The following is a 13,331-nucleotide window of genomic DNA, read 5'->3' as shown; positions in this document are numbered from 1 at the left end:
CCCGTGGTCGCGTGAGGTAGAGCCGTGGTTGGCCGAGGTAGAGCCGTGGTTCTTGGTGTTCGACGGCGTGTGGTCGGGTTGGGTGGGCGGGGTGGGTGGTGGTGCCGCGTCTACCATCCGCCGCTCGTTCCTCGCAGCTCCCGCCAGGCCCGACCACGACGCGGCACCACCACCCACCCCGCCCGGCGTCGTCCCGCCCTGGTCAGTCCTCACCCGGGCGACGGCCCGCGGTGGTGGTTCACGTCTTGCCGTGCGGCCGGTCGTCCTTGCGTTCGCTGTTCCGCTGTCCGACGGAGTCTCGATGTTGCCCCCGGCGTGTCGGGAAGGCGGTCGGGTCGCGGGCCGTCGTCGTGGGTCGTGACCACGGTTCTACCTCGGCCGACCGCGGCTCTACTTCGCGTGACCACGGTTCTACCTCGCATGACCACGGCTCTACTTCGCGTGACCACGGTTCTACCTCGGCCGACCACGGTTCCACTTCGCGTGACCATGGCTCTACCTCCGCCGACCATGGCTTTACCTCGGCCGACCAGGGCTCTACCTCGCGCGACCAGGGGTCTATCTCCGGGGGCCGGGGGTCTGCTTCGGCTGGCTGGGCGGAGGGTGCGGGGTGCGGGGGTGGTGCGCACGTCGGGGGGTGGGGTTCTCGCGGAGCGCGAACACGGGGTCGGTGAGGTATCTCGGGGGGGCGGTCGGCACGTACGATGGTTCACGACGCCGGGCCGCGGTAGCCCCGGGCTCCACACTCAGCCGCTACGAGCGGCCACGCGCCGAGAGGCGCTCCCGGTCCGGCGTCGCCAACTTCTCCCGCTTCCCCGCCCGCCGCGCCCGCGTCGTCGCGCACGGGACGGGTGGTCGCCCCGGCGAGGACGCCGGGCGCGGGCTGCGGGTGTCCTGAGGATCCGGGACCTTCGCCCCGACGATTCCAGCATCGCGCCGTGCGTCGGATACATTTGACGAGAGTTCGACGTGCGTTCATCCAGAGATCATCCGACCCGAGATCGTGACCACCCCGGCTGACCGGCCCCGTCCGGCGGCCGAGCGGCCCCTGTGGCCGACGCCAGCTCAGCCCCTACCCCGCGTCCCTTCCGGAGCCTCCCGTGCGCCTGCGCCTGACACCGCGCGACACCTCGTTCTTCGACCTTCTCGCCGCCTCGGCGCAGCACCTGGTCACAGGGTCCACGCTCCTGGCGGAGCTGCTGGGCGCGGACCGCCCGACGCGCAAGCAGCTCGCGAAGCAGCTCAGCGAGACGGAGCACCTCGCGGACGACGCGACGCACTCGATCATGCGGCGGCTCAACCAGACGTTCGTCACCCCGTTCGACCGGGACGACATCTACGCCCTCGCGTCGGCGCTCGACGACTGCATGGACTTCATGGAGGAGGCGGCCGACCTCATCGTCCTCTACAAGGTGGACGAGCTCCCGGCCCGCGTGTCCGAGCAGGTCCAGGTGCTCCAGCGCGCGTCGGAGCTCACGGCCGAGGCGATGCCGCGCCTGCGCTCCATGGACGACCTCCCCGAGTACTGGGTCGAGGTCAACCGCCTGGAGAACCAGGCGGACAAGGTCCACCGCAAGCTGCTCGCCGAGCTGTTCGACGACGTGTCCGACCCGGTCCTCCTCATGAAGCTCAAGGAGATCGTCGAGGTCCTCGAGCAGGCGGCCGACGCCTTCGAGAAGGTCGCGAACACGGTCGAGACCATCGCGCTCAAGGAGTCCTGAGCCCCGTGGAGGCAGTGCTCGTCGTCGTCGTCGTGGCGTTCGCCCTGGCGTTCGACTACACCAACGGGTTCCACGACGCCGCGAACGCCATCGCGACCTCGGTCTCGACCAGGGCCCTCACGCCGCGCGCCGCGCTCCTCATGGCGGCGGTGTTCAACCTCATCGGCGCCCTGCTGGGCACGGCCGTCGCGCAGACCATCGCCGAGGACATCGTCGCGGTCAACGACGTCCCACCCCATCAGGGACTCGTGATCGTGCTGTGCGGCCTCGTCGGCGCGATCACGTGGAACCTCATCACGTGGTGGCTGGGGCTGCCGTCGTCCTCGACGCACGCGATCATCGGCGGTCTCGCGGGCGTCGGGATCGCGTCGGGCATCACGGTCCACTGGGACGCGATCCTCGACAAGGTCGTGCTGCCCATGGTCTTCTCGCCGCTCATCGGCTTCGGGCTCGCGTTCGCGATCATGGTGCTGCTGCTGTGGGTGTTCCGGAACGCGGCGCCCGCCCGGGCGTTCCGTCGCTTCCGCATCGCGCAGACGGCGTCGGCGGCGGCGATGGCCCTGGGCCACGGCCTCCAGGACGCGCAGAAGACGATGGGCGTCATCGTGCTCGCGCTCGTCGCGGGCGGGTTCCAGGACGACAACACGATCCCGCTGTGGGTCAAGCTCTCCGCGGCGACCGCGATCTCCCTCGGCACGTACGCCGGCGGGTGGCGCATCATGCGCACGCTGGGCCGCAAGATCATCGAGCTCGACCCGGCGCGCGGCTTCGTCGCCGAGTCGGTCTCCGCCGTCGTGCTGTACGCCAACGCGTTCATCTTCCACGCGCCGGTGTCGACGACCCACACGATCACCTCCGCGATCATGGGCGTCGGTGCGACCAAGCGGCTGTCCGCGGTCCGCTGGGGCGTCGCGAAGAACATCGGGGTCGCGTGGGTCCTGACCATCCCGGCGGCCGCGCTCGTGGCGGCCGTCGTCTACTGGATCCTCAGCCCGATCCTGCTCTGACGCCGCGCGCCGCACGCCGGGCGCGCACACCGCACACGACGACGAAGACGGCGCTCCGCCGACCCGGGTACCGCCCGGATCGACGGGGCGCCGTCCTCGTCCTGGTCTCAGTGCAGCGGCGGGGCGACCTTCTCCGCCGCGACGACGCGCGGTCCCTTGGGGGTGCGGGCCACGTGGGCGACGATCATCTCGCCCGGCTCGAGGAACGGGTCGTGCGTCGGCAGGGCGTTCGCGACGGGTCGGCGCGAGTGCTGGCCGAGCACGTCGAGCACCGTGGGCAGCACGGGCCGGTGCGTGCACAGCACCGAGGACCGCTCGGCCTCGAGGAGCTCGCGGACGGTCCGCGCGACGCGCGCGGGGGAGCGCTCGTGCTGCGCCTCCGTGAGGTGGTCGATGCTCACGGTCTCCAGCCCCGACGCGCCGGCGTAGGGCGCGATCGTCTGGGCGCACCGGTCCCAGCGGCTCGTCACGACGGTCTCGACGCCGTACGCCGCGAGCACCGGCACCAGGGCGACGGCCTGGGCGTGCCCCGCGGGGGTGAGCGGCCGGTCCTGCTCGTCGCCGTGCCACGCCGAGCGTGCGACGGCCTTGCCGTGCCGCGCGATGACGACGACGTGCGTCGCCAGCCGGCCCTCCTCGCGCTCGCGCACGAGCGCCTCGAGCGGGGCACGGTCGGCCTGGCGCGTGAGGCGCTGCGCGGCATCGTCGGCCGAGAGCCAGGCCGCGCGGTCGATCTCCTGCGGCGACACCGGCGGGACGGGCGCGCGCGCGGCGAGCGCACCGGCGTCCGCCTTCCGCGACGCCCTGCGCGCCGCCCAGTAGTGCACGCGCTTCACGCGGCCCTCGGGCGTGAGGTACTGCAGGCCCGGCAGGGGGACGCCCAGCACGACCGGCTTGCCGGTCTCCTCGGCGACCTCGCGCGCCGCGGCGGCCTGGAACGTCTCGCCGGGGTCGAGCTTGCCCTTGGGCCACGACCAGTCGTCGTACCGGGGCCGGTGGACGAGGCGGACCTGCAGGTCGTCGTCGCGCACGCGCCACACGAGGGCCCCGGCGGACTCGATGACCGGGGCGTGCGAGACGTGCGTCGGGCCGAGGGCGTCCACGAGGGGCAGACCGCTGCGCAGGGCGGGGGAGGGCACACCCATCCGCTACCGCCTCCCGACGAGCCGGCGGCGCTGTCGCTGCACGAGGCTCGCCTGGAGGTCGACGAGGGGCGTGCCGTCGGGTCCGGACTCCGGCCGGTGCCACGTGCCGTCGGCGTCGAGGTGCCACGACGCGGTGCGCTCGGACATCGACGCGTCGAGCAGGTCGAGCAGCTCGATGACCTGGTCGGGGTCCGTGATGCGCACGAGCGCCTCGACGCGGCGGTCGAGGTTGCGGTGCATGAGGTCGGCCGACCCGATGAACACCTCGGGCCCGCTGTCCGGGCCCTCGCCGATCGCTGGGCCCGCGGAGTTCGCGAACGCGTAGATGCGCGAGTGCTCGAGGAAGCGGCCGAGGATCGAGCGCACCCGGATGTTCTCGCTCAGGCCGGGGACGCCGGGGCGCACGGCGCAGATGCCCCGCACGACGAGGTCGACCTTCACGCCCGCCTGCGACGCGCGGTAGAGCGCGTCGAGCGTCGTCTCGTCGACCACGGAGTTGACCTTGATCTTGACCCACGCCTCGTGGCCCTCGCGCGCGGCGGTCGCCTCGCGGTCGATCCGCTCGACGAGGCCGGAGCGGACGGTGCGCGGCGCGACGAGCAGGCGGTGGAACCGCGACTGCGGCGCGTACCCGGAGAGCTGGTTGAACAGGCGCGTGAGGTCCTGCCCGACGTCGGGGTCGCACGTGAGCAGGCCGTGGTCGGTGTAGAGGCGTGCCGTCTTGGGGTGGTAGTTCCCGGTGCCGACGTGGCAGTAGCGGCGCAGGCCGTCCGACTCCTGGCGCACGACGAGAGAGAGCTTGCAGTGCGTCTTGAGCCCGACGATCCCGTACACGACGTGCACGCCCGCCTGCTCGAGCTTGCGCGCCCAGGAGATGTTGGCCTGCTCGTCGAACCGGGCCTTGATCTCGACGAGCGCGAGCACCTGCTTGCCCGCCTCGGCGGCGTCGATGAGCGCGTCGACGATCGGCGAGTCGCCCGACGTCCGGTACAGGGTCTGCTTGATCGCGAGCACCGCCGGGTCGGCCGCCGCCTGCTCGAGGAACGTCTGCACCGACGTCGAGAACGAGTCGTAGGGGTGGTGCAGCAGCACGTCGCGCTCGCGGATCGCGGCGAACACGTCCGTGGGCGACGCGCTCTCGACCTCCGCGAGGAGCCGGTGCGTCGTCGGGACGAACGGCGGGAAGTGCAGGTCCGCGCGGTCGAGGTCGGCGATGAGGTTGAGGCCCGTGAGGTCGAGCGGCTCGGGGATCTCGTACACCTCCTCCTCGACGACGCCCAGCTCGCGCACGAGCAGCGCGCGGATGCGCGGGCTGATGCCGGGCGTGAGCTCGAGCCGCACGGGCGGGCCGAACCGCCGGCGCAGGAGCTCCTTCTCCATCGCCTGGAGCAGGTTCTCGGCGTCGTCCTCCTCGACCTCCACGTCCTCGTTGCGCGTGACGCGGAACAGGTGGTGCTCGCGCACCTCCATGCCGGGGAAGAGGTGGTCGAGGTGCTGGGCGATGACCTCCTCGATGGGCACGAACGACGTCGGCCCGCGGTCCGGGGCGGCGGTCTGCGACGTCGGCGCGCTCGGGCGCCCGCGCGCGTCCACCGCGATGAACCGCGGCAGCAGCGGCGGCACCTTGACCCGGGCGAAGTGCTCCTTGCCCGTGGTCGGGTTCGCCACGACGACCGCGAGGTTGAGCGACAGCCCCGAGATGTACGGGAAGGGGTGCGCCGGGTCGACGGCGAGCGGCGTGAGCACCGGGAAGATCTGCTTGCGGAAGAACTTGTGCAGGCGCTCCTGCTCGCGGGTCTCGAGCTCGTCCCAGTGCACGAGCGTGATGCCCTCCGCCGCGAGCGCGGGCTGGACCTCGTCGGCGAAGACGCGCGCGTGCCGCGCCATGAGGTCGTGCGCGCGCTCGCTGATCGCGTCGAGCACCTGGCGCGGCGACAGCCCGGACGCCGCGGTGACCGCGATGCCCGTCGCCATGCGGCGCTTGAGGCCGGCCACGCGGACCATGAAGAACTCGTCCAGGTTCGACGCGAAGATCGCCAGGAACCGCACGCGCTCCAGGAGCGGCTGGCTCGGGTCCTCCGCGAGCTCCAGCACGCGCTGGTTGAACGCGAGCCAGCTGAGCTCGCGGTCGGCGAACCGGTCGTCGGGCAGCGGACCGAGGTCGAGCTCCGTGCCGACCGGCTCGATCTCCGGCTCCTCCGCGATGTGCTCGGCGATGTGCGCGGCCAGGTCCGGGTCGAGCGTGCGCTGCGTGGACGTGTCGGTCATGGGTTCATGGTGGCACCAGTTGGTGAACGGTGCGTGACACGCGTCACCGCGCGGCCGGGCGCGCGTACTGCACGTGCACGGCGCGCCGCGTGAAGCCCGCGCGCTCGTACGTGCGGACGGCGGGCACGTTGTCGCCGTCCACGTAGAGGACCGCGGTCGTGGCGGCCCGGTCGGCGAGGTGCGCGAGCCCGACGGCGGTCAGCAGCCGGCCGAGCCCCTCGCCCTGGGCGGTCGGGACGACCCCGACGACGTAGATCTCGCCCTCGCGGGCGCCGTCGGGCTGGCCGGTCGGGATCTTGGTCCAGACGAACCCGACGAGCTCGGGCGCCCCGTCGCCGGGCGCCGGGTCGCGCTCGAGGAGCAGGAGCCCGGCCGCGTCGAACCAGTCCTCGCGCATCCGGGCGCGCAGGTCGTCGACCGTGAGCCGGCCCTGCTCCGGGTGGTGCGCGAAGGCGAGCGCGTTCGCCCGGACCCACGCGGCGTCGTCGTCCCCGGGCACGAACGCGCGCAGCCGCAGGCCGTCGGGGACGGCGGGGCGCTCCTGCGGCCCGGCGAGCGGTCGTTCGAGGACCAGCAGCTCGCGCACGACGGCGTAGCCCGCCCGCGCGGCCAGGCCGCGGGCCGCGGGGAGGTCGCCGTGGGCCCACACCCGCAGCGGGGGGCGCGGCGTGCGGGCGGGCTCGCCGTCGGTCTCCGCGCCGGGGTGCGGCTGCCCGTCGTGGTCGGCGCCCCGGTCGCTCGGCCGCGGCTCGGCAGCGCGGTCCGCGGCGCTGCCGAGCAGGTGGAACCCGAGCCCGTGCCGGCGGTGCGCGGGGGCGACGACGAGCTCCGCGCTCGGTGCGTCGCCACGCTTGTCCACCTGTGCGTAGCCCGCGAGCTCGCCCGCGCGCCACGTGAGGAGGTGCACGACGTCGTCGGTCGCCTCGCGCAGGTTGAGCAGCGGCTGCTCGGAGAGGGGGGCGACGCCGTCCGCGCTCTCGGCCGCGGCGGCGAGCTCGTGGACCTGCGTGATCTCGACGTCGTCGATGAGCGGCCCGGTGTGCCAGAGGATCGCGGTCTCCACCGCCCCATCTTGCCCCCGGCGCCCGCGACCGGCCGAACCCGGCCCGCGCCGTGCCGAACCCGACGTTGCCCGTCGTCGAGCACGACATGGAGGTCGCCATCGGCTCGATAACGCCCCTCATGTCGTGTTCGGCACGTTCCTGGGTGGCGGGGAAGGTTCGGCTGGGCCGGGTCGTTGAGGGGGGCGTGAGCCAGGTGACGGATGTGCGGGACGCGGTGGGCACGGGCGCTGAAGGTGCCGGTGGCCCTGGCGCCGTGCGCGACGTCGTGGTCGTCGGGGCCGGGCAGGCGGGGCTCTCCGCCGCGTACCACCTGCGGCGCGCCGGGCTGGACCTGCTCGTGCTCGACGGCGGTCGTGGCCCGGGCGGGGCGTGGCGGGAGCGCTGGGACTCGCTCACGATGGCCGAGACGCACGCCGTGCACGACCTCCCGGGCGTCCCGCTCCCGGCTGGCGACCCCGCGGAGCGCGCCAACGTCGCCGTGCCGCGCTACTACGCCGCGTACGAGCGCGAGAACGACCTGCGCGTCGTGCGCCCGGCCACGGTCGACGACGTGGTGGAGGACCCGGACGACCCCGCCCTGCTGCGCGTGCGCGCGACGGTCGGCGCCGGGCCGGACGCGCGCGGGCTCGTCGTGCGGACGCGCACCCTCGTCAACGCGACGGGCACGTGGACCCGGCCGTTCTGGCCCCGCTACCCGGGCATGGAGACGTTCCGCGGACGCCAGCTCCACACGCACGACTTCCGCGCAGCCGAGGACTTCGCGGGGCAGCATGTCGTGGTCGTCGGCGGCGGGGCGTCCGCGACGCAGCTCCTGCTCCAGATCGCGCCGCACGCGTCCGGGACCACGTGGGTCACGCGCCGCGAACCGGTGTGGGTCGAGGAGGAGTTCTCGCCCGAGCTCGGTCGTGCTGCCGTCGCGCGCGTCGCCGAGCGGACCTCTGCCGGCCTCCCGCCGGGGAGCGTCGTCTCCGTGACGGGCCTCCCGCTCTCCCCGCGTTACCGCGCCGGGATCGCGAGCGGGGTGCTGCGGCGCCGGCCGATGTTCGAGCGGGTCACGGCGTCGGGCGTCGAGTGGGCCGCGGGCGCGAACGACGACGGGCTGCTGTTCCAGCCCGCCGACGTCATCCTCTGGGCCACCGGGTTCCGCGCCGCGCTCGACCACCTCGCGCCGCTCGGTCTGCGCGCGCCCGGGGGCGGGATCGTCCTCGACGGCACGACGGCGGCCCGCGACCCCCGCGTGCAGCTCGTCGGGTACGGGCCCAGCGCGTCGACGATCGGCGCGAACCGGGCCGGTCGCGAGGCCGCGCGCGGCGTCCTGCGCGCTCTCGGGGCGAGCCCGCGGCGCGGCGGCGCGGCAGGATCTCGGCGTCCGGTGGCGGCGTAAGGGCTCGTCAGGGCCGCTCGCCGGGACCTACCGTGCTCCGGTGAGCCCCGAGCAGCCCGCCCCCGAACCGGCGACCCCGTCCTCCGACGTCGGTTCCGACGTCCCCGTCCTCCCGACGCAGCGTCGCACCCTGACGACCCTCGCCGCGACGCAGGTGCTCTCGGGCGTGGGCGTCGCGAGCGGGATCGCGGTCGCGCCGCTCGTCGCGTCCGCGCTGTCCGGGTCGGACGCGATCGCGGGCCTCACCTCGACGTCCGGCGTCGTCGGTGCCGCCCTCGTCGCGCTGCCGCTCGCGCACGTGGCCGGACAGCGCGGGCGGCGGCCGTCCCTGCTCCTCGGGTTCGGCGTCGCGACCGGCGGAGCGGTCCTCGCGACCGTCGCCGTGCTCGTGGGCTCCTGGCCGCTGCTCGTCGTGGCCATGCTCCTCTTCGGGTCGGGGACGGCGGCCGGCCTCGCGTCGCGCTTCGCGGCGACCGACCTCGCGACGCCCCAGCGGCGGGCGCGCGACCTCTCCGTGGTGGTGTGGGCGACGACGGTCGGCTCCGTCGTCGGTCCGACCCTCGCCGGGCTCGCGGACCGCGTCGCGGGACCCGGCCTGCGCCTCGGCGACGCGCACGCGCAGCACGGCTCGACGGCGCCGAGCGCGGCTCCGTTCGTCCTCGCGGCGGTCGCGTTCGCGCTGGCGGCCGTCGTCGTCGTGGTCTGGCTGCGGCCGGACCCGCTGCTCGCGTCGCGCGCGACGGCCGACGCGGTGTCCGACACGGGCCTGGGAGCGGTGCCGGGCGCCGGACGGGGAGACGGCAAGGGCTCGTCGTGGCGCGACGGCCTGCGCGCCGGGTGGGCCGTCGTGTCGGCCAGCCCGACGGCGCGCCTCGCCCTCGGCGCGATCGTCCTCAGCCACCTCGTCATGGTCGGGCTCATGTCCATGACGCCCGTCCACATGAACCACGGCGGGGCGACGCTCCAGGTCGTCGGGCTCGTCATCAGCGCGCACATCGCGGGCATGTACGCCCTGAGCCCGGTCGTCGGGTGGCTCGCGGACCGGGTCGGGCACGCGCGCGTCCTCTACGTCGGGGGCGCGCTGCTCCTCGCGGCCGCGGTCGTCGTCGCGGGCGCGCCGGGAGAGGACTCCGCGCGGCTGACGGTCGGCCTCGTGCTCCTGGGGCTCGGCTGGTCGTGCGGGCTCGTGGCCGGGTCGGCACTGCTCGTCGACGCGACGCCCGGACCGTCGCGCACGTCCGTGCAGGGCCTCTCCGACCTCGCGATGAACGCGGGCGGCGCCGTCGGCGGCATCCTCGCCGGGGCGATCATCGGGTTCTCGTCGTACGGCGCGCTCGCCTGGGGCGCGGCGGCCCTCGTCGCCGTGTGCGCGGTGCTCGCGGCCCCGCTGGCACGGCGGGCCACCCTGCGCTGACGGCGTCCGCGCCGACTGCCGCCGAGATCGGCGCTCCCGGTCCAGATCGGCGGTCGCGGCTGCCGATCTCGGCAGGCAGTGCCGACGTCGCGGTGCGCCCGGTCAGGGAAGGAGCGCGGCGGGGAGGGTCGTGCGCTCGTCTCGGCGGACGGCGCCGGCCTGCGCCGGGGTGAGGAAGAGCGCACGCGCGAGGTCGGCGCCGCGCGCGTCGGCCCCGCGGAGGTCCGCTCCCAGGAGGTCGACGGCGTCCAGCCGGGAGCCGCGCAGGTCGGCGCCCAGCAGCAGCGCGCCCCGGAGGTCGGACCCGGTGAGGTCGAGCCCGCGCAGGTCGGCGCTGACGAGGTCCGCGCCGGGTCGCAGGCGGCGTCGCGCACCGGCGTCCGGCACCCGGTGCCCGACGGCGGCGCTCCGCGCCGTCGCCGGGCCGTGCCCCTCGGTGCGGCCTCGGCCGCGGGCGGACCGGGACCCGGCGCCGGCCGCGCCCGGAGGACGGCGGGACGCGCTGTGCCGGGCGGCGTCGCGGACGAGCACGCTCGCGCGGTCGACCAGCGGCCCGACGTCGCGGCGGACGGCGCCGACGTCGAGCGCGAGGAGGTCCGCCGGGGCGAGGTCCGCGAGGGGTGCCGTCCGGTCGAGGGCCCGGCGCGCGTCGTCGTGCACGGGTGCCGCGGCGGGGAGCGACAGCACCTCGGCGAGGTACCAGAGCAGCTCGTGGAGCTGCGTGACGACGGGGAGCGCCGCGAACGCGTCGCGCGCGGCGGCCGGGTCGTCGCGCCAGGTCGCGCCGTCGTGCGCGGACCGGACGGACGCGGTCACGCGCTGGCCGGCCCCGAGGCAGTCGTACGCGACGCAGCCGGGGAACCCGGACTCGCGGAGCCGGGCGTGGATGCCGCAGCCGAAGTCGTCGCGCAGGTTCGGGCACGGGGCGCCCGCGGGCTTGTCGATCGCGAAGTCGGCGGAGCGCACGAGGTGGAGACCCACGCAGCACAGGCCGGTGCAGCGCGCGCAGTCGCTGCGCAGGCCGAGCTGCTCGACCAGGAGGGAACGACCGTCGGCCGCGGGAACGGGGATCACCTCCCGACGCTACGCTGTCCACGGGCCGTCGGGCACGGCCATATCGACGGCGGGTGTTCGCTCACCGAGCACGACCCTGCCCGCGCACGAGAACGGGGTCGGTGTCGTTCTCGCGCGGAGAACGACACCGACCCCGTGGTCGGCGAAGGCCGGTCAGTCCTCGGACGACGACGGCTTCTGCAGGCCCGCCGAGATGAGGTCCATCACCGACGAGTCGGCGAGGGTCGTCGCGTCGCCGACGGTGCGGTTCTCCGCGACGTCGCGCAGCAGACGGCGCATGATCTTGCCGGACCGGGTCTTGGGCAGCTCCGGCACGACGAGGATGCGCTTCGGCTTGGCGATCGGGCCGATCTCCTTCGCGACGTGGTTGCGCAGCTCGGTCTGCACGGCCGCCGCGCCGTCGGCGTCGGACGCCCGGCCGGCGTGCTCGCCGCGCAGGATGACGAACGCCACGACGGCCTGGCCCGTGAGGTCGTCGCTCGCGCCCACGACCGCGGCCTCCGCGACGATCTCGTGCGAGACGAGCGCCGACTCGATCTCCGTGGTGGACAGGCGGTGCCCCGAGACGTTCATGACGTCGTCGACGCGGCCGAGCAGCCAGATGTCGCCGTCCTCGTCCTTCTTGGCGCCGTCGCCCGCGAAGTAGATGCCCGGGAAGCGCGACCAGTACGTGTCCGTGAAGCGCTCGAGGTCGCCCCAGATGCCGCGCAGCATCGACGGCCACGGCTCGGACAGCACGAGGTACCCGCCGCCGCCGTTCGGCACGGAGTGCGCCTCGTCGTCGACGACGTCCGCGACGATGCCCGGGAGCGGCACCTGGGCGGAGCCCGGCTTGGCGGCCGTGACGCCCGGCAGGGGCGAGATCATGATCGCGCCGGTCTCCGTCTGCCACCACGTGTCGACGATGGGCGTGCGGTCGCCGCCGATGACGCGGCGGTACCACATCCACGCCTCGGGGTTGATGGGCTCGCCCACCGACCCGAGCACGCGCAGCGACGACAGGTCGAACTTCGCGGGGATCTCCTCGCCCCACTTCATGCACGCGCGGATCGCCGTCGGCGCGGTGTAGAGGATCGAGACCTTGTACTTCTCCACGATCTCCCACCAGCGCCCCTGGTGCGGGGAGTCCGGGGTGCCCTCGTAGATCACCTGGGTCGCGCCGTTGAGCAGCGGGCCGTAGACCACGTAGGAGTGGCCCGTGACCCAGCCGATGTCGGCCGTGCACCAGTAGACGTCGCTCTCGGCCTTGAGGTCGAAGACGTTGCGGTGCGTGTACGCGGACTGCGTGAGGTAGCCGCCGGTCGTGTGGAGGATGCCCTTGGGCTTCCCGGTCGTGCCGGACGTGTAGAGGATGAACAGCGGGTGCTCGGCCTCGACCCAGACCGGCGTGTGGGTCGTGTCAGCCGACTCGAGCGCGTCGTGCCACCACACGTCGCGGCCCTCGGTCCACGCGGTGTCCTGGCCGGTGCGGCGCACGACGAGCACGTGCTCGACCGTCGTCGGGTCCGCGCCCTCCTTCGGTGCGAGGGCCTCGTCGACCGCGGGCTTGAGCGCGGAGGCGGCGCCGCGGCGGTAGCCGCCGTCGGCCGTGATGACGAGCTTCGCCTCCGCGTCGGCGATGCGGCTGCGCAGCGCGTCCGCCGAGAACCCGCCGAACACGACCGAGTGCGGCGCACCGATCCGGGCGCACGCGAGCATGGCGACGACCGCCTCGACGATCATCGGCAGGTAGATGACGACCCGGTCGCCCGTCTCGACGCCGAGCGCGGCGAGCGCGTTGGCCGCGCGCGACACGTCGCGCTGCAGCTCGGCGTACGTCACGGTGCGGGTGTCGCCCGGCTCGCCCTCGAAGTGGATCGCGACCCGGTCGCCCAGACCCGCCTCGACGTGGCGGTCCACCGCGTTGTACGCGGCGTTGAGCGTGCCGTCGGCGAACCAGCGCGCGACGGGCGCCTGCGACCAGTCGAGCGTCTCGGTGAAGGGCGTCCGCCAGGTGACGAGGTCGTTCGCCTGCCGTGCCCAGAACGCGAGCCGGTCGGCCTGCGCCTCCTCGTAGAGCTCGGGCTTCGCGTTCGCCTGCGCGGCGAACTCCGGGCTCGGCGGGAAGCTCCGGGTCTCGTGGAGGAGGTTCTCCAACCCGGGCTGGGCGGTGGTGGACTCGTTCTCTGGCACGCTGACCTCCGGTGCGCATCGACTCTGGTGCGGCGCCCGTGCGTGGGCCGCCGAGGAAGCGGCGGCGGGGCGCAGGGCGGTC

The 13,331-nt window shown here is 74.4% G+C and carries 9 protein-coding genes; 4 read left to right on the top strand and 5 right to left on the bottom strand.

Translation table 11 applies throughout. The features are described from left to right. The first annotated feature begins 1,100 nt into the window (after positions 1-1,100). Both ABWU78_RS16325 and ABWU78_RS16320 read left to right on the top strand, forming a co-directional pair. Complete coding sequence (locus ABWU78_RS16325) at positions 1,101-1,721, top strand: DUF47 domain-containing protein (RefSeq protein ID WP_047231395.1); 621 nt, start codon at positions 1,101-1,103, stop codon at positions 1,719-1,721. A gap of 5 nt (positions 1,722-1,726) precedes the next feature. After that, positions 1,727-2,728: an inorganic phosphate transporter gene (locus ABWU78_RS16320; protein ID WP_253055268.1), complete on the top strand. Its 1,002-nt coding sequence runs from the start codon at positions 1,727-1,729 to the stop codon at positions 2,726-2,728. Between the two features lie 107 nt (positions 2,729-2,835). Here the strand turns inward: ABWU78_RS16320 and ABWU78_RS16315 are convergent, their stop codons facing one another. Genes ABWU78_RS16315 through mshD form a run of 3 tightly spaced genes read right to left on the bottom strand, consistent with a single transcriptional unit; the run spans position 2,836 to position 7,204 of the window. Next, positions 2,836-3,831 (bottom strand): NUDIX hydrolase, encoded by a 996-nt coding sequence (locus tag ABWU78_RS16315; RefSeq protein ID WP_439158970.1) that lies wholly within the window; start codon positions 3,829-3,831, stop codon positions 2,836-2,838. 45 nt (positions 3,832-3,876) lie between these two features. Beyond that, positions 3,877-6,141, bottom strand: a complete 2,265-nt coding sequence (locus ABWU78_RS16310) for an RNA degradosome polyphosphate kinase (protein WP_353707553.1) — start codon at positions 6,139-6,141, stop codon at positions 3,877-3,879. Between the two features lie 43 nt (positions 6,142-6,184). Then, a complete protein-coding gene (gene mshD / locus ABWU78_RS16305) occupies positions 6,185-7,204 on the bottom strand; it encodes a mycothiol synthase (protein WP_439158969.1) in 1,020 nt (339 codons plus the stop codon). Positions 7,205-7,458: 254 nt separating this feature from the next. Between mshD and ABWU78_RS16300 the strand changes: the two genes are divergently transcribed. Together ABWU78_RS16300 and ABWU78_RS16295 are read left to right on the top strand one after the other, a co-directional pair. After that, the gene (locus tag ABWU78_RS16300) at positions 7,459-8,589 is read left to right on the top strand and encodes an FAD-dependent oxidoreductase (protein ID WP_439158968.1); all 1,131 of its coding nucleotides are present in this window, start codon (positions 7,459-7,461) and stop codon (positions 8,587-8,589) included. A gap of 40 nt (positions 8,590-8,629) precedes the next feature. Continuing rightward, positions 8,630-10,003, top strand: coding sequence for an MFS transporter (locus ABWU78_RS16295; RefSeq protein WP_439158967.1), 1,374 nt, complete (start codon positions 8,630-8,632; stop codon positions 10,001-10,003). A 102-nt stretch (positions 10,004-10,105) separates the two neighbouring features. Here ABWU78_RS16295 and ABWU78_RS16290 read toward each other — a convergent pair whose 3' ends face one another. Both ABWU78_RS16290 and acs read right to left on the bottom strand, forming a co-directional pair. After that, positions 10,106-11,077 carry a pentapeptide repeat-containing protein gene (locus ABWU78_RS16290; protein ID WP_439158966.1) on the bottom strand — a complete coding sequence of 324 codons (972 nt, stop codon included), beginning with the start codon at positions 11,075-11,077 and terminating at the stop codon, positions 10,106-10,108. A gap of 153 nt (positions 11,078-11,230) precedes the next feature. Next, positions 11,231-13,249, bottom strand: a complete 2,019-nt coding sequence (acs, locus tag ABWU78_RS16285; protein WP_439158965.1) for an acetate--CoA ligase — start codon at positions 13,247-13,249, stop codon at positions 11,231-11,233. Positions 13,250-13,331: the final 82 nt, after the last annotated feature.

The organism is Cellulosimicrobium sp. CpK407, assembly GCF_051844275.1.
Taxonomy (GTDB): Bacteria; Actinomycetota; Actinomycetes; order Actinomycetales; family Cellulomonadaceae; genus Cellulosimicrobium; species Cellulosimicrobium cellulans_G.
This window is presented reverse-complemented; position numbering and strand designations above follow the sequence as displayed.

Excerpts from the sequence above, each read along its gene's own strand:
- ABWU78_RS16310 (WP_353707553.1), bottom strand. The coding sequence starts at position 6,141 with ATGACCGACACGTCCACGCAGCGCACGCTCGACCCGGACCTGGCCGCG.